We start from the raw sequence: 14,393 nt of genomic DNA, 5'->3' as shown, positions 1-14,393 counted from the left end.
TTAGCTACTACAATCACCATCGTTACCAATGGAACATGAAAAAGATGACTCCTGTACAGTACAGGAATCATCTTCTTCAAGTCGCATAAGTTTTTTTTCATATGTCCTTTACATTGGGTACAGATTACTTCAGCTTGTTGACTAACATCAATAGAATCGCTCGTCCTTCCGGCGCCCACGCTTTCCTGCAGGAGTCGGGGCGCCATCGGACGAGCAACGCAAACGGTCGCCATCTGGCGGCCGTTTGTCTTTTTCTGAGGCCTCGATGGCCGACGAAAAAAGCCCTGGATATGTTCTTAGAACCGATGAAAACGGAAAATGGTATGTATGGACCGTCACCGCCTCCGAACAGGAAGGGAATCATCATGAACCGATCCGCACCGACGCCTCGTTAGACCAGTTGGTCCCGAAAAACCACCTCGTCCGTAAGATTGACCGCCATGTCGACTTCTCCATCGTCCATCGCGCCAACCTTATGGCAGCCACCGCATAAAACATAAAGAAGCTGGCCAGTTTACTGGCCTGGAGAGACCGTATACATACCATTTTTTCAATCTTGTGCCGGGCAGAGCGCCTCAAGGTCATCGAACATAAAAAAAGATGAACCAATTCGCTTTTCGCGAATTGGCTCTTTTTTTACGTCATTTTCAACTGTTCCATAATTTGATCAAGACCCATGCCGTTTCCTGAAGAGACGGCTGCGACGAACGCGCTCTCGACGATCGGGCCGTCATAGAACTTGATTTTCTTATCGCCTTCATACATATCGATGGCAAGCTCAGCATTCATCGTCGCCGATCCGATATCGGACAGGATGAGTGCCTCTTTGTCGACGGTTTCGATGGCCTCGAGGATACGGGTCACATCGGTTCCGATACTGCCGTCTTCTAGTCCGCTCGCAAGATGAATCGGAACGGCTGGAGCCATCTCTTTCATCAAATCTTGAATCCCTTCACCAATTTTAGCGCTATGCGAAACGATGATGAGCTCTACGATATCAATCGACCTCCTTCATGATCGCTTTCAAGACGATTGAACTGGACAACGCGCCAGGGTCGATTGTACCGCGAGAGTTCTCTCCGAAGTATGAGGCGCGGCCTTTCGTCGCCAGCATCCCCTCCGTCTCATTGACGAGATGATCCAACTTTGAGGTGAAATCATCTGATTCACTCAAACCGTCTAAAAATGGCTCCCAGACGTCGACCATCGTCTTTTGCCCGGCGGTGGACTTGCCACGAGCTTTGATCGCAGCCGTCCCTTCCTCTAGCGCTTCTTTCAGGAGCGCGAAGTCGGCCTCGGTCGCGTCACCAAATTTCGGTGCTGCCTTGACGAATGCCGAACCGTAGAGTGGACCGGCCGCACCACCGACTTTTGACATGAGCGTCATCCCGACTTTCTTACTCAACTCACCGAGAGAAGCGTACTCATCGTCGAGGATCGCAACGACCGCATCAAAGCCGCGTGACATATTGATGCCGTGGTCACCGTCCCCGATCGCTCGGTCTAGGTCTGTCAGTGTATCTTTATTCGCTTCAATCTCAGATTGGGCATGGCGTAGCGCTTGTTTGAACCCTTCAATCGTCAACATCGATTAAACACCTCGTTTGTTAGATTTTGAAACCGAGCGCCGCTGATGGCGCGTCAAGATAACTTGTCAATTCATCGTCGAGCGGTAACAGGGTGATGGAGAAACCATGCATCTCGAGAGAGGTCATATAGTTACCGACGTATTTACGTTTTAACGTGTAACCAGCAGCTTCTAATTTTTTGGCAACGAAGTGGTACGTCACGTAAAGCTCAGACAGCGGTGTTCCACCCATACCGTTGACCATGACGGCGACTTCTCCAGGCTCGACTTCTTTTGTCAAATGTTCGAGTAGGTCGTCGACAATCGAATCGACGTCGGTCGTCGGTTTCCGTTCGACACCGCGCTCGCCGTGAATCCCGATTCCGATTTCCATCTCTTCCTCGTTCAGGTCAAAGCCAGGTTTACCGCTCACGGGCATATAGCACGGCTCGACCGCCATTCCCATCGAGCGGACGTGAGATGCGACTTTCTCGGCAAGCGCTTTCACTTCTTCCAATGACTTCCCGCTCGCTGCTGCGGCTCCGGCAATCTTATGCACGAACACCGTGCCCGCTACGCCACGGCGGTCTTCTTTATTCGCAATCGCGACGTCATCAGCGACGACGACGTGATCGACTTTGATCCCTTCGGCGTCGGCGAGTTCGCCGGCTAGTTCAAAGTTCATGACATCACCAGCATAGTTTTTGACAACGAGCAACACACCGTTGCCGCCGTCTGCCGCTTTGATGCCTTCGAGTACCATGTCTGGGGTCGGGGACGTGAACACTTCACCACAGACAGCGGCGTCGAGCATCCCATCGCCAACGTAACCGGCGTGTGCAGGTTCATGCCCGCTTCCGCCACCTGAGACGAGTCCGACTTTTCCGGACTTGGCGCCGTCCGCTCTGCAGATGACGTTCACCCCTTCGACGCGACCGTACAGTTCAGGATGGGCGTGGACCATCCCTTCGACCATTTGCGACACAAGTTCACTTGCTTCACCAATCAGTTTTTTCACGTGGGATCACTCCTTTTTAAATTTGAAAACTACCATTCTCAATTTTCCACTCTTTCGAACGGACTAAACAAAAAAGTCGGCGAATTGTTTCGCCGACTTTTTTTCATGCATATTCAAGTAAAGCGCCAGTCTCTGAATCGACCGTGAATTGGTACGTTTTTTCTTCGTCGCTCTCGAGGACCGAAATCCCGCCTTTGTAAACATCATACTCACGACCGTCATAAGTATAAATCTCTGGTGATGCCGAGATCCATGCGCCTTGGACGTGACCTTTCGCTGAAAACGCCCGTTTCGTGTACTCGAGCGCATCTTCAGCCGATAAGCTTCGTTCATCTAACACTTTTTTCGTCATAAGTGCGGCAACGACGGCAACCCCGATTCCAACTAACCAATACCTTTTCTTCATATGACTACCTCCCCTTGAACTATGGCTATCACATACATCGTACCAAAACCTGTACCCCATTGGAATGAAAAGCATTCGCTTCCATCGAAATATTCTGTATATAATGAGACCAGAACGAGTGAAAGGATGAAATAAAATGGAACAAAAAACGAGAGAATTATTTAAGACGTTGACAGAATTGCCAGGAGCGCCTGGTTTCGAATCAGAAGTTCGGCAATTTGTCCGCGATCGGATCACCCCGCACGTCGATGAAGTGATGACGGACGGAATCGGTTCAATCTTCGGGAAGCGAGTCGGGGACGAGTCGGGACCACGCATCATGATCGCCGGTCATATGGATGAAGTCGCGTTCATGGTCACACGGATCACAGAGAACGGCATGTTGTACATACAACCGCTCGGCGGCTGGTGGAGCCAAGTGCTGATGGCACAACGGTTCGACATCATAACGTCGAACGGGAAAATCCCGGGTGTCGTCGCCTCGACGCCTCCACATTTACTCGGGCCTGAGGCACAGAACAAACCGATGGAAATCAAGCAGATGTTCATCGATATTGGGGCCGACTCAAAAGAAGAGGCGGAGTCATGGGGCGTCCGGCCAGGGGTTCCTGCCGTGCCGACGAGTGAATTCACTCCGCTCCACCATCCGAAAAAAATTATGGCCAAAGCATGGGACAACCGCTACGGCGTCGGTCTCGCCGTCGAGTTGCTCGAAGAGACGACCAAAGCAGATCACCCGAACATTTTGTTCTCGGGTGCGACTGTCCAAGAAGAAGTCGGCCTGCGCGGGGCCCAGACGGCTGCCGAGATGATTCAGCCGGACGTCGCGCTCGTGCTCGATGCGTCGCCAGCCAATGATGCTTCTGGCAATAAGACTGAATTCGGTCAGCTCGGCGAAGGCGCGCTCATCCGGATTCTTGACCGCGTCATGGTCATGTCTCCTGAGATGCGTGACTTCTTGCTCGATACAGCGTCAGATGAAAACATTAAGACACAATACTTCGTGTCACCAGGTGGGACGGACGCAGGTCGTATCCATATGAGTGGGCAAGGAGTGCCGACCGCCGTCATCGGCGTCGCAGCCCGTTACATTCATACACACGCCTCGATTTTGCACACGGATGACTACGATGCGGCCAAAGCGCTTCTAAAAGCGCTCGTCAAACGGTTAGACCGTTCGACGATGGAAACGCTCCGCGCATCCCGTTAATGAATGACGCCACTTTAACCGAGTGGCGTTTTTTTCTGTTGATATTTACCGGGAAAAGATTATACTGATAAAAGTGTGAAGACAGAAACTTTACGACTGACAAGACAATAGAAAGAGAGGTGAATCCCATGCTCAAGAAGAAAGGGATCACGCTCAGCCCGTCACTCTACTTTGTGACGGCGCTCAGCTATATGGCACTCGGATTATTCAGTACACTCATTATCGGGTTGATTATGAAGACAATTGGTGGGCAATTGCTCGATACGAGCGTCGCCGCCCTCGGTGATACACTCCAACAAATCGGAGACGTCGCCATCAGTTTGACGGGACCAGCCATCGGGATTGCGATCGCCTATGCGCTCCAGGCTCCGCCACTCATCTTGTTTTCAGCGCTCGTCGTCGGGACGTTCGGCTATGAGTTCGGGCCGGCGGGTAGTTACGTCGCGACGCTTCTTTCGGTCGAACTGGCCAAACTCGTTTCGAAGTCGACGAAGCTTGATATTTTAGTGACGCCATTCACGACGATCGCGATCGGCTACTTGAGTGCGACGTATATCGGGAAATATGTCGGTCTGTTCATGACCCAACTCGGCACGTGGATCGAGTGGGGGACTGAACAACAACCGCTCGTTATGGGCGTCATCGTCGCGACGCTCATGGGTCTCGCGTTGACGGCCCCGATTTCAAGCGCGGCCATCGCGCTCATGCTCGGGCTTAGCGGGATCGCCGCCGGTGCGGCGACGGTGGGTTGTGCGGCCCAAATGGTCGGGTTCGCGATCACGAGTTACCGTGACAACGGCATCGGCGTAGCGGTTGCTCAAGGGATCGGCACGTCGATGCTTCAAGTCGGGAATATCGTCAAAAACCCATGGATCCTACTGCCCCCGACGGTTGCCGGTGCGGTGCTCGCCCCGATCGCCATCTTGCTGTTTGAATTAGAGAGTGTCGCGGCCGGGGCCGGGATGGGGACGAGCGGCCTCGTCGGTCCGATCGTCATGCTCGAAACGATGGGCTTCAGTTGGCATACGTTGATCGTCGTCTTCGGTTTCTTGATCGTCGGTCCCGCCATACTCAGCTATGCGGTATATCAAGTATTGACCCGGATGAACCGGATTCAGCCGAATGATATGAAAATCGAATATTGAACCGACACACAAAAATAAGCGTCTCGCCAAGTTGCGAGACGCTTATTCATATGACGCCGAGCTGATCACCAGCCGAAGAAGTTACGGACGGTCTCGACGGTTTCGCGCGGGATTCTAAAGCTGACGAAGAACAGCGTGAGTATCAATGCGTAGATGGGAAGTAAAAAACGTTTCCTTACAATCGGCAAGTAGCGGACAAGGCGTTTCAATCCACGTTCTACGATGTAAATGATGGCGAATCCAACGATGAGCCAAACGAGAATCTGACTTCGTGTCTTATCTGTATCGATGAACAAGTACCCGTAGCGGAGAATGGAGAGCATTCCGACGGCGCCGACGAGCTGTTCGAGTGGGTGTTTCATATCCGGATTTAATTGTTCACGCGTCCATTTTGTCATATCGTCACCTTTTTCAAATAGTCTTCGCCCTTGATTATAGCAAAACACGAGAGCGGATTGTGAGAACGGACTTATGCTATCATTAACGAGGAAAATAGAACAGGAGTGATGAAGATGAAACGACTGAAAACGATGGTTGAATATACGGAAGCAAAGCAAGGGAAAAGTGTGTTCATGTTCTCGGCGACATGGTGTGGCGATTGCCGCTTTCTCGATCCGTTCATGCCCGAACTGGAGTCAAAGTTCAACGAGTGGACGTTCTACTACGTCGACCGTGACGAATGGATGGAGCTCGCACAAGAACTCGATATTTTCGGAATTCCGAGTTTTGTCGCTTTTAACGGTGGACAAGAAGTGGACCGCTATGTCGGACGCGAACGTAAAACGCCGGAGCAAGTCGAAGCATTTCTTAGCGAGTTAGGGTGATCTAGATGGAACGGAATGAACTGCGGCGAGCGATCGAACGTCAATTCACTGACGGGTATCGGACGTCTTATGACAGAGAAAATGAAGTGTTGCGAATCGAACGGGCAGCTGACCGGTTCGGCGTCAACATTCGACTGGCCCCACTTGTTGCCAAAGCAAAAGTGCGCGGCAATATTGCGGTTGAAGAAATCGTCGAATATATAAAAACGGCCCTTACAGCCGACCAAGAGATTGAATTAGTCGGCAACGAAGCACAAATTTTCCCGGTCATTCGGGCCGCTTCGTTCTCGACAGAAACAAAAACCGGACAAGCGCTCGTCATGACACCGCATACGGCGGAGACGGCCATCTACTATGCCCTCGACCTTGGCAACGGGTATCGTTTGATTGAAGAGCGGCATTTGAATGCGATGATGACGAAAGAGCGAGTCGATCAAGTGGCGCGGGATAACGTGAAAAAGTTACCGACCGACTTAAAAGAAGACGATGTCGCCGGCAACAAATTCTATTTCCTGTCTGCCCGTGATGGCTACGAGGCGTCTCGTATCCTCAATGACGAATTTTTACGGGTCATGGATCGACGAATCGAAGGAGACATGTTAGTCGGGGTGCCGCATCAAGATGTGATGATCATCGCCGATATCCGGAACGATCAAGGATACGACGCGATGCAACAGCTCATGTTCGACTTTTTTACGAACGGACGCATCCCGGTGACAGCTCTCGCGTTTCATTATGAGGACGGCGTTCTCGAACCAATTTTTATTTTTGGAAAAAAGAACCCACCAACGGACGCATAATCTGCTAAACTATTTGTGTCTAGTTTGAAAGAAGGGGCGTATTTACGTATGCAAATTAATGCTTTTTATAATCGTGAAGGAATTGGCGATGTTCTCATGGTGTTGTTAAAAGAAGGCGATCGCCATCATCAAGTCGTCGAACGAAAAGACGATGTCGCCATCGTTAAAGCGGCAGACGGATCAGTGAACGGCTACAACGTGTTTAATGCGAGTAATTATTTCAATGTCAGTGACTGGCACGGTCCGGTCGGCTTGACGGCAGAATTGATTGAGACGCTCGGTGTCATTTTACGCAAGCAGAATATCGAAGCGGATTTATCGGGCGTTGACTTCACACCGACGTTCGTTGTCGGTTATGTCGAATCGGCTGAGAAACATCCCGATGCGGATAAATTATCGATTTGCCAAGTCGAGATCGATCAAGGTACGGTTCAAATCGTTTGTGGAGCACCGAACGTTGCGGCCGGGCAAAAGGTCGTCGTCGCAAAACCAGGAGCGGTCATGCCATCGGGTCTCATTATCCGACCGTCTAAACTCCGTGGGGAGAGCTCGCACGGGATGATTTGTTCAGCGCGCGAGTTGAACCTTCCTGATGCACCGCAAGAAAAAGGAATTTTAGTGTTAGATGACGAATATGAAGTAGGGAAAGCATTTGAAATCGGTCGCTAAACTCGACCGATTTTTTGCTAAATGAGGATTGAGTGAAAAAGCGAGGAATCGACTATGGATGCATATGAACGTTCATTAAAACAGCAAGCAGAGCGAATTCGGCGCGAACTATCCCAAGAAGGGAAGAAAAGTGCGCCTGCACCAAAACCTGAACCAACGGGCGAGTTCATTCCGTCTGACGTCCCATCTCCGATTTATGGATATGCGCGACCGAAACCAAAAATCAACTTACCGACCGAGCATTCACCTGAGACGAGGGACGATCTGTCCATCAATCAAAGCGAGCCTGATATTGATCCAGAACCATCGACTGTAGTGCCCGTTACCAAGGAAATAGTCGTTGACGAACCTGTGCAAGCTACAGAACCTTTCGTTCCAGACGAGGTTGTCGTGGAAGTGAACGAGTCGGTGGAGTCTCCATTCGTGGTAGAGGAAACGGTCTCGGCAGAACATCAGACTGTGGCCGAGCCTTCTGAGCCAGAAGCAGAAGAGACGACTATTTCCCTGGAAACGTCTGACGTGAACGCTGATGAGTCTTCTGTATCGGAGGCCGACAACGCATCCGACTCGTCGAGTGATCTGAAACCGTTACTCGGAGACGTATCTATTTTAGAAGACGGCTTTGCCTCGGTGTTCATGGGTTCGACCCATTTGAAAACGTCAAAGATCGCCGTCCGTGAAGAAAAAGAAGAGGCAGCTTCAGCGGACGTTTCAATCGAGGTGACATCGGTCGAAGAAGTAGCTCCTGTCGTCGAGGATGTTGCAAAAACATTACAGACCGATACCGACGAGCCCTTTCACGCTCATGACGAAGCCGAATTGACACCTGCTGTCAACGTGTCGTACAAAGCGGATAGCCCTCCATTAAACGTCATGATGACTCCGCAAGACCGGATGGCGATGTACCGAAGCCGACGCCTTGCTCAAAAAAACAATAATCTGTAATAGCACGACTCCATGAGTTTTGCTATAATGACAAAGGTTTGTCGCTTTTTTTGCAAACCGCAATGAATTAGGGGGGCTATTTACAGATGAACCGTTATCACTTCGTCGGAATTAAAGGAACGGGCATGAGTCCTTTAGCTCAAATTTTAAATGATATGAACAATGAAGTCCGAGGTTCGGACGTTGACAAAACATTTTTTACAGAAGAAGCATTGAAACGGAAAGGTATCGAAATTCTTCCGTTTGATCCTGAAAATATTACTGAAGGTCAAATCGTCGTTCAAGGAAATGCGTTCACTGACGATCATCCTGAAATCTTGCGCGCGCGTGAGCTCGGTTTGACGATTTATAAATATTACGAGTTCCTTGGTGAACTAGCGGATCATTATACAAGTGTCGCCATCACAGGATCGCATGGAAAGACGTCTACTACGGGTCTGCTCGCTCATGTCATGCGTGGGATTGAGCCGACATCATTCTTGATTGGAGACGGTACGGGCGAAGGAGTGGAAGACTCGAAAAACTTCGTGTTTGAGGCGTGTGAGTATAAGCGTCACTTCCTTTACTATCGCCCAGACTATGCGATTATGACGAATGTCGATTTTGATCATTCAGATTATTTCTCTGGCCTAGACGATGTCATTGATGCGTTCCAAGAAATGGCGAAACAAGTGGAAAAAGGTATTATCGCTTGTGGTGACGATGAGAATCTTCAACAGATTCAAGCGAACGTGCCGATCGTCTATTACGGGTTTGGTGCCCATAACGATTTCCGCGCCGAAAACGTGAACTCGACGGATAACGGGACGACGTTTGACGTCTATTTGCGTGACGATTTCTATGGGACGTTCCGCATTCCGGGATATGGTAACCACAGCGTCTTGAACGCCCTTGCCGTCATCGCGACGTGCGACTACGAGAACTTATCGAAAGATCTTGTGAAAGAGCGCCTCGAGACGTTCAACGGCGTTAAACGCCGTTTCAGTGAATCGACGCTCGATGGGCAAGTCCTGATCGATGATTACGCGCATCACCCGCGCGAAATCAGTGCCACCGTCGAAGCGGCACGTAAAAAGTATGCCGGACGGGAAGTCGTCGCGATTTTCCAACCGCATACGTACACGCGTCTCAAGTCGTTTATGGATGACTTCGCGTCATCACTCGCCGAAGCGGACGCCGTTTATTTGTGCGATATCTTTGGCTCAGCCCGAGAACAAGAAGGAACGGTCACGATCGAAGACCTTCAATCGCGGATCGACGGTGCGAACGTATTGAAACGTCCTGATGTCGGCGTTCTCCGTCAACATCGCGATGCGGTCTTGTTGTTCATGGGAGCAGGAGATATTCAGACGTATCAACGCGAGTATGAGAACTTCGTCAAACTCGAAGCGTAAGTTGTGAGCGGATGGCCCGGGCCATTCGCTTTTTTTGTGTTTAAACTCGATTAAAGAAGGAAATAGTATTATCGACTGAACACAGAAAAGGAGATGTTAAGGATGGCAAGCCAAGGCTCATTGAATACGTTGAACAAAGAGGTGGCCAACTACGGCCTATTATTCGTCAAACTTCATAACTACCACTGGTATATTAGCGGACCTCACTTCTTCACATACCATGAAAAATTAGAGGAGCTTTACAACTTGGTCGCTGAGCTGTATGACGATGTCGCCGAGCGTTTACTCATGAATGACGGGGAACCGTATGCGACGATGAAAGAGTACTTAGAGCACTCGACACTACAAGAAGGTGATCGTCACGCCGATACAGAACAGATGATCAAAGACGTGATCAATGATTTCAAACAAATCCGTCAAGAGATGCAAGATGCGATGGAAAACTTTGAAGACGGGGACGAAGCGATCGAAGATACGTTCGTTTCCCACATCGAGCGTCTCGAAAAAGAAATTTGGATGATGTCTGCTGCTCTCGGCAGAAAGACGAAACTATAATGAAAAGGTGCGCCAATTGTAGGCGCACCTTTTTTCGTTCATTTTAAGTTTTCTGGATTCAACGGTTGTAACGTGTCGACGACGAAACGGCCGTCTTTCCGGATCAAGACGTCGTCAAACCAAATCTCACCGCCGCCATAGTCAGGACGTTGGATATTGACGAGGTCCCAATGGATGGAAGAGTTGTTGCCGTTATAGGCATCGTCATACGCTTGTCCCGGGGTAAAATGGAAACTGCCATCGATTTTCTCATCGAATAAAATATCTTTCATCGGGTGTTGGATGTAAGGGTTCACGCCGATCGCAAATTCGCCGACGTAACGAGCTCCTTCGTCCGTATCGAACACTTCATTGATGCGTGCGGTATCGTTCGCTGTCGCTTCGACGATTTTTCCGTCTTTGAACGTTAATTTCACGTTCTCGAACGTAAAACCGTGGTACGGCGATGGGGTGTTGTACGTGATGACGCCGTTGATTGAATCTTTGACCGGTGCGGTGAACACTTCTCCGTCCGGGATGTTCATTTGACCCGAGCACTTGATGGCTGGGATGTCTTTGATTGAGAACGTGAGCTCCGTGCCTGGTCCTTTGATCGTGACACGGTCGGTCTGGTCCATGAGCGTGACGAGTGCGTCCATAGCCCGGTCCATCTTGCCGTAATCGAGTGTGCAGACGTTGAAATAGAAGTCTTCGAACGCCTCCGTCGATTTTCCAGCGAGTTGAGCCATTGACGGTGATGGGTAACGTAAGACGACCCATTTCGTCCCTTTGACGCGATCTTCCGTATGCATTTTACCGATTGTGGCGCCGACAAGCTTTTGTTGCTCGGCGGGAACGTCCGACAGCTCGTTAATGTTATCACCCGCACGGAGACCGATATAGGCGTCCATCGCTTGCATTTGCTTGCGTTCGATGTCGGCCATCAACTCGAGCTGTTCCTTGCTTGCTTGCGTGTATAACTTCCGCAAGATACGGCTTTCTTTCAACAAGACGAACGGCTGCCCCCCGGCTTCGTACGCTTTTTCGACAAGTGCCTCGACGAGCGACTCCTCGACGCCGAAATTCTCGATGAGAACGCGTTCGCCTGGCTTTAATTCGGTTGAATAATTGATCAGTCCGTCTGCCAATTGCGTGATTCTTGGATCTCTCATACAAACACCCCTTAAACTTTTTTTAATTTATTTCTATTTTAGTGTAATCGAAAACATAAAAACGGGTAAAGGAATAATCAGACCGGATGGCGAAAACGGTAGTGACAAATCTTTTCAGTCATAATGGTGCTATAATGAAATCACCAGATAATTGAACAGGAGGAATGGACGAATGGAAATCACCTTAGGAGGCATTGCAGGGCTCATCGCAGCACTTGCATTTGTCGTACTCGTATTTTTCTTGGCTCGCGTCTTGTCGAACGTCAATCGCACACTCGGCAGCGTCGCGAATACGACAGAAAATTTAGAACGTCAGTTGGACGGCATCACAATGGAAGTGACGGCGCTCTTACATAAGACGAACCGTCTCGTAGATAACGTGGAAGAGAAGACAGAGTTGCTCGCACCGGTGGCGCATGCCCTCGATGAGCTCGGCACATCGCTAAATGAAGTGACCGAGTCGGTACGAACAGTTTCTTCATCTGTTCACGTGGCAGCAGACGAAAATAAAGACCAGATTGCCCAAGCCGTACGTTGGGGCTCGGTCGCAGTAGAATTATTCAAGAAAAACAAAACAGAAACTTCTTCAGAAGAGCGCCCGTCACGCCGTCGTGGCCGCCGGGAGCGTAAGCAAGACACGCCGTCGGTCTCACCAGGATTAATCGCGACAGACGATACAATCAAATCATAACAAGCCCAAGGAGGATATATTATGACATACGTTAAAAAAGACCAAACGAATCAAGAACAGCAATCAAGCGGTGGATTCCTAGCCGGCGTCGTCCTCGGCGGTATCGTCGGTGCAGCCGTTGCCTTGCTCACCTCGCCAAAAAGTGGACGCGAAGTACGCACTTATCTCGATGAAAAAACATCGACTTCACGTGAACGCTTGACTGTCAAATCAAAAGAAGTACGTGAAAAAGCTGAGCCGGTCGTCGGGGAATGGATCAAAGTAGCGAGCGACAAGGCTGCTCCGGTCCTCAATCTCGTCAAAGATAAAGCACGCGAGGCTGCTGAACTGAAACAGCAAGTTGACGAAGATGAACTCTCAATCGAAGAAGCGATGGAAAAAGCGGATCAGCTCGTCGCGGAAGCGGAAGCCGAAGTGAAAGAACAGCTCGATCAAGCAGCAGAAGAGACGTCAAGCGAAGCAACAGAACAAGCTGACACAGACGCTAAGCCAGAATCGACCCAATCAAAAGGCGAATCAAACTCGAAAGCGAACAATTCGAATGCGAACAAGTCGAACACGAATAAGTCGAATGCGAGCAAGCAAGAGCCGAAAAATAGTCGCGACGAGTCGACGAACTATGAGTCGGATTTCGAAGCACCTGTCAAAGACTTGCTCGACGATGAATCAAAACAAGAGCTGAAAGAATTGAAGAACGACTTGAAGAACGGCAATAAATAATGCGTAAAGTGTCCGGACGATCCGGACACTTTTTTTGTGGATTTTGTGTCACAGCCCATTTCTCTATGACAAAGCGAATAAAGTTCGCTATAATTAAGATTCTGGAAAGAACGGATTAGGAATGAGAGGGAAATTATGAGTCCACAAGATCAATTGAATCGATTACGTCGTGAAATGGATGAGTTGAACCGTGAGATGCTCGACTTGATTAGTCGTCGTGGAACGCTCGCGGTCGAAATTGGAAAAGTGAAACGTCTTCAAGGTGTGGAGCGGTATGATCCGGTTCGAGAACGAGAAATGTTAGATTTCATCGCCGCCTCGAATCCCGGTCCTTTCGAGACGTCACGCCTTCAGCATTTGTTCAAAGAAATGTTTAAAGCGTCTGCCGAGTTGCAAGGAGAAGACCGAGATAAAACGTTGCTCGTGTCGCGCAAGCGTCAAGCCGAAGATACGATCGTCACACTGCAAGATGTAGTTATCGGCAACGGCCGGCCGCAATTGATTGCCGGTCCATGTGCGGTCGAATCGTTCGAGCAAGTGAATGCAGTGGCTGAGAAGTTAGCGTTGTCAGGCGTGAAAATCATGCGAGGCGGCGCCTATAAACCGCGGACTTCACCGTACGACTTCCAAGGTCTCGGATTTGAAGGTCTCAAACTGTTGAAACAAGCGGCCGATCGCCACGACTTGCGTGTCATCTCAGAGATCATGACACCGGGTGCGGTCGAGTCAGCGCTACCTTACGTCGATATCATTCAAGTCGGGGCGCGCAACATGCAAAACTTCGATTTGTTGAAAGAAGTCGGAAAGACATCAAAACCGGTTCTACTGAAGCGGGGTCTTGCGGCGACGATCGAAGAATTCATTTATGCGGCGGAATACATCATGGCGAGCGGCAATAGCCAAGTCATTTTGTGCGAACGCGGTATCCGAACGTATGAGCGGGCGACACGTAACACGCTCGACATCACGGCCGTGCCGATTTTAAAACAAGAGACACATTTACCGGTCATGGTCGATGTCACCCATTCAACGGGACGACGCGATTTGTTGCTTCCGGCAGCGAAAGCGGCGCTCGCGGTCGGGGCCGACGGTGTCATGGTCGAAGTGCATCCGAATCCGGCAATCGCCTTGTCCGATGCCCAGCAGCAGCTTGATTTCGATCAATTTGATCAGTTCATCGATGGGCTCACAGCTCAGTTCCCTCAACTTGATTTGGTGAAAAAATAAGCTTTCCAATTGGAAACGTTTTATATAGCGTGAAGACAGGGTAAAATGATGACAGATACCTGTCTTCCTTT

19 protein-coding genes are annotated in these 14,393 nt (G+C 49.9%); 13 read left to right on the top strand and 6 right to left on the bottom strand.

Annotated elements, in window-relative coordinates:
- Nucleotides 1-89 (top strand): IS3 family transposase (locus tag EVJ24_RS05245; protein WP_145984890.1); only part of this gene is annotated, 89 nt, incomplete at its 5' end.
- 155 nt (nucleotides 90-244) lie between these two features.
- Entirely contained in the window at nucleotides 245-493 is a 249-nt protein-coding gene (locus EVJ24_RS15350; protein ID WP_161568734.1) for a hypothetical protein, read from the top strand.
- Nucleotides 494-636: 143 nt separating this feature from the next.
- On the opposite strand, the gene dhaM is transcribed toward EVJ24_RS15350, so the two are convergent.
- The 4 genes from dhaM to EVJ24_RS05220 form a co-directional block, all read right to left on the bottom strand.
- Complete coding sequence (gene dhaM / locus EVJ24_RS05235) at nucleotides 637-981, bottom strand: dihydroxyacetone kinase phosphoryl donor subunit DhaM (protein ID WP_269089707.1); 345 nt, start codon at nucleotides 979-981, stop codon at nucleotides 637-639.
- A 16-nt stretch (nucleotides 982-997) separates the two neighbouring features.
- A complete protein-coding gene (gene dhaL, locus EVJ24_RS05230) occupies nucleotides 998-1,588 on the bottom strand; it encodes a dihydroxyacetone kinase subunit DhaL (RefSeq protein ID WP_131440082.1) in 591 nt (196 codons plus the stop codon).
- A gap of 19 nt (nucleotides 1,589-1,607) precedes the next feature.
- On the bottom strand, nucleotides 1,608-2,585 hold the full coding sequence (dhaK, locus tag EVJ24_RS05225; RefSeq protein WP_071397850.1) for a dihydroxyacetone kinase subunit DhaK: 978 nt from the start codon (nucleotides 2,583-2,585) through the stop codon (nucleotides 1,608-1,610).
- A gap of 103 nt (nucleotides 2,586-2,688) precedes the next feature.
- Entirely contained in the window at nucleotides 2,689-2,991 is a 303-nt protein-coding gene (locus tag EVJ24_RS05220; RefSeq protein ID WP_016508468.1) for a PepSY domain-containing protein, read from the bottom strand.
- A 136-nt stretch (nucleotides 2,992-3,127) separates the two neighbouring features.
- Here EVJ24_RS05220 and EVJ24_RS05215 point away from each other — a divergent pair, with 136 nt between their 5' ends.
- Together EVJ24_RS05215 and EVJ24_RS05210 are read left to right on the top strand one after the other, a co-directional pair.
- Nucleotides 3,128-4,201, top strand: coding sequence for a M42 family metallopeptidase (locus EVJ24_RS05215; RefSeq protein ID WP_131440080.1), 1,074 nt, complete (start codon nucleotides 3,128-3,130; stop codon nucleotides 4,199-4,201).
- A gap of 128 nt (nucleotides 4,202-4,329) precedes the next feature.
- Entirely contained in the window at nucleotides 4,330-5,346 is a 1,017-nt protein-coding gene (locus EVJ24_RS05210) for a PTS transporter subunit IIC (protein WP_131440078.1), read from the top strand.
- A 65-nt stretch (nucleotides 5,347-5,411) separates the two neighbouring features.
- Here EVJ24_RS05210 and EVJ24_RS05205 read toward each other — a convergent pair whose 3' ends face one another.
- Nucleotides 5,412-5,744, bottom strand: coding sequence for a hypothetical protein (locus tag EVJ24_RS05205; protein ID WP_016508496.1), 333 nt, complete (start codon nucleotides 5,742-5,744; stop codon nucleotides 5,412-5,414).
- Between the two features lie 114 nt (nucleotides 5,745-5,858).
- On the opposite strand from EVJ24_RS05205, the gene EVJ24_RS05200 reads away from it, so the two are divergent.
- The 6 genes from EVJ24_RS05200 to EVJ24_RS05175 all read left to right on the top strand — a co-directional run bounded on the left by EVJ24_RS05200 (nucleotide 5,859) and on the right by EVJ24_RS05175 (nucleotide 10,533).
- Nucleotides 5,859-6,170, top strand: a complete 312-nt coding sequence (locus EVJ24_RS05200) for a thioredoxin family protein (protein ID WP_131440076.1) — start codon at nucleotides 5,859-5,861, stop codon at nucleotides 6,168-6,170.
- A 5-nt stretch (nucleotides 6,171-6,175) separates the two neighbouring features.
- Entirely contained in the window at nucleotides 6,176-6,970 is a 795-nt protein-coding gene (locus EVJ24_RS05195; RefSeq protein WP_131440074.1) for a DUF1444 family protein, read from the top strand.
- A 48-nt stretch (nucleotides 6,971-7,018) separates the two neighbouring features.
- Nucleotides 7,019-7,639: a YtpR family tRNA-binding protein gene (gene ytpR, locus EVJ24_RS05190; RefSeq protein ID WP_131440072.1), complete on the top strand. Its 621-nt coding sequence runs from the start codon at nucleotides 7,019-7,021 to the stop codon at nucleotides 7,637-7,639.
- A 54-nt stretch (nucleotides 7,640-7,693) separates the two neighbouring features.
- Entirely contained in the window at nucleotides 7,694-8,584 is an 891-nt protein-coding gene (locus tag EVJ24_RS05185) for a hypothetical protein (protein WP_131440070.1), read from the top strand.
- Nucleotides 8,585-8,670: 86 nt separating this feature from the next.
- The gene (murC, locus tag EVJ24_RS05180; RefSeq protein WP_070329432.1) at nucleotides 8,671-9,978 is read left to right on the top strand and encodes a UDP-N-acetylmuramate--L-alanine ligase; all 1,308 of its coding nucleotides are present in this window, start codon (nucleotides 8,671-8,673) and stop codon (nucleotides 9,976-9,978) included.
- 102 nt (nucleotides 9,979-10,080) lie between these two features.
- Entirely contained in the window at nucleotides 10,081-10,533 is a 453-nt protein-coding gene (locus EVJ24_RS05175; RefSeq protein ID WP_016508447.1) for a Dps family protein, read from the top strand.
- 38 nt (nucleotides 10,534-10,571) lie between these two features.
- Here the strand turns inward: EVJ24_RS05175 and EVJ24_RS05170 are convergent, their stop codons facing one another.
- Nucleotides 10,572-11,684, bottom strand: a complete 1,113-nt coding sequence (locus tag EVJ24_RS05170; RefSeq protein ID WP_131440068.1) for an aminopeptidase — start codon at nucleotides 11,682-11,684, stop codon at nucleotides 10,572-10,574.
- A gap of 172 nt (nucleotides 11,685-11,856) precedes the next feature.
- Here EVJ24_RS05170 and EVJ24_RS05165 point away from each other — a divergent pair, with 172 nt between their 5' ends.
- The 3 genes from EVJ24_RS05165 (at nucleotide 11,857) to EVJ24_RS05155 (ending at nucleotide 14,322) form a co-directional block, all read left to right on the top strand.
- Nucleotides 11,857-12,375 carry a DUF948 domain-containing protein gene (locus EVJ24_RS05165; RefSeq protein WP_070329435.1) on the top strand — a complete coding sequence of 173 codons (519 nt, stop codon included), beginning with the start codon at nucleotides 11,857-11,859 and terminating at the stop codon, nucleotides 12,373-12,375.
- Nucleotides 12,376-12,396: 21 nt separating this feature from the next.
- Complete coding sequence (locus EVJ24_RS05160; protein WP_131440066.1) at nucleotides 12,397-13,095, top strand: YtxH domain-containing protein; 699 nt, start codon at nucleotides 12,397-12,399, stop codon at nucleotides 13,093-13,095.
- Nucleotides 13,096-13,230: 135 nt separating this feature from the next.
- Nucleotides 13,231-14,322 carry a bifunctional 3-deoxy-7-phosphoheptulonate synthase/chorismate mutase gene (locus EVJ24_RS05155; RefSeq protein ID WP_131440064.1) on the top strand — a complete coding sequence of 364 codons (1,092 nt, stop codon included), beginning with the start codon at nucleotides 13,231-13,233 and terminating at the stop codon, nucleotides 14,320-14,322.
- Nucleotides 14,323-14,393: the final 71 nt, after the last annotated feature.

It is taken from the genome of Exiguobacterium sp. SH1S21, assembly GCF_004337175.1.
GTDB lineage: Bacteria > Bacillota > Bacilli > Exiguobacteriales > Exiguobacteriaceae > Exiguobacterium > Exiguobacterium aurantiacum_A.
The sequence above is the reverse complement of the archived record's forward strand: the minus strand, read 5'-3'. Positions and strand labels throughout refer to the sequence as shown.

What these genes read in the sequence shown, in the direction of transcription:
- EVJ24_RS05165 (WP_070329435.1), top strand. Translation starts at nt 11,857, where the DNA reads ATGGAAATCACCTTAGGAGGCATTGCAGGGCTCATCGCAGCACTTGCA.
- EVJ24_RS05155 (WP_131440064.1), top strand. Translation starts at nt 13,231, where the DNA reads ATGAGTCCACAAGATCAATTGAATCGATTACGTCGTGAAATGGATGAG.
- EVJ24_RS05175 (WP_016508447.1), top strand. Translation starts at nt 10,081, where the DNA reads ATGGCAAGCCAAGGCTCATTGAATACGTTGAACAAAGAGGTGGCCAAC.
- EVJ24_RS05170 (WP_131440068.1), bottom strand. Translation starts at nt 11,684, where the DNA reads ATGAGAGATCCAAGAATCACGCAATTGGCAGACGGACTGATCAATTAT.
- EVJ24_RS05200 (WP_131440076.1), top strand. Translation starts at nt 5,859, where the DNA reads ATGAAACGACTGAAAACGATGGTTGAATATACGGAAGCAAAGCAAGGG.
- EVJ24_RS05220 (WP_016508468.1), bottom strand. Translation starts at nt 2,991, where the DNA reads ATGAAGAAAAGGTATTGGTTAGTTGGAATCGGGGTTGCCGTCGTTGCC.
- ytpR (WP_131440072.1), top strand. Translation starts at nt 7,019, where the DNA reads ATGCAAATTAATGCTTTTTATAATCGTGAAGGAATTGGCGATGTTCTC.
- EVJ24_RS05185 (WP_131440070.1), top strand. Translation starts at nt 7,694, where the DNA reads ATGGATGCATATGAACGTTCATTAAAACAGCAAGCAGAGCGAATTCGG.
- EVJ24_RS05195 (WP_131440074.1), top strand. Translation starts at nt 6,176, where the DNA reads ATGGAACGGAATGAACTGCGGCGAGCGATCGAACGTCAATTCACTGAC.
- murC (WP_070329432.1), top strand. Translation starts at nt 8,671, where the DNA reads ATGAACCGTTATCACTTCGTCGGAATTAAAGGAACGGGCATGAGTCCT.
- EVJ24_RS05210 (WP_131440078.1), top strand. Translation starts at nt 4,330, where the DNA reads ATGCTCAAGAAGAAAGGGATCACGCTCAGCCCGTCACTCTACTTTGTG.
- EVJ24_RS05160 (WP_131440066.1), top strand. Translation starts at nt 12,397, where the DNA reads ATGACATACGTTAAAAAAGACCAAACGAATCAAGAACAGCAATCAAGC.
- dhaL (WP_131440082.1), bottom strand. Translation starts at nt 1,588, where the DNA reads ATGTTGACGATTGAAGGGTTCAAACAAGCGCTACGCCATGCCCAATCT.
- EVJ24_RS05205 (WP_016508496.1), bottom strand. Translation starts at nt 5,744, where the DNA reads ATGACAAAATGGACGCGTGAACAATTAAATCCGGATATGAAACACCCA.
- EVJ24_RS05215 (WP_131440080.1), top strand. Translation starts at nt 3,128, where the DNA reads ATGGAACAAAAAACGAGAGAATTATTTAAGACGTTGACAGAATTGCCA.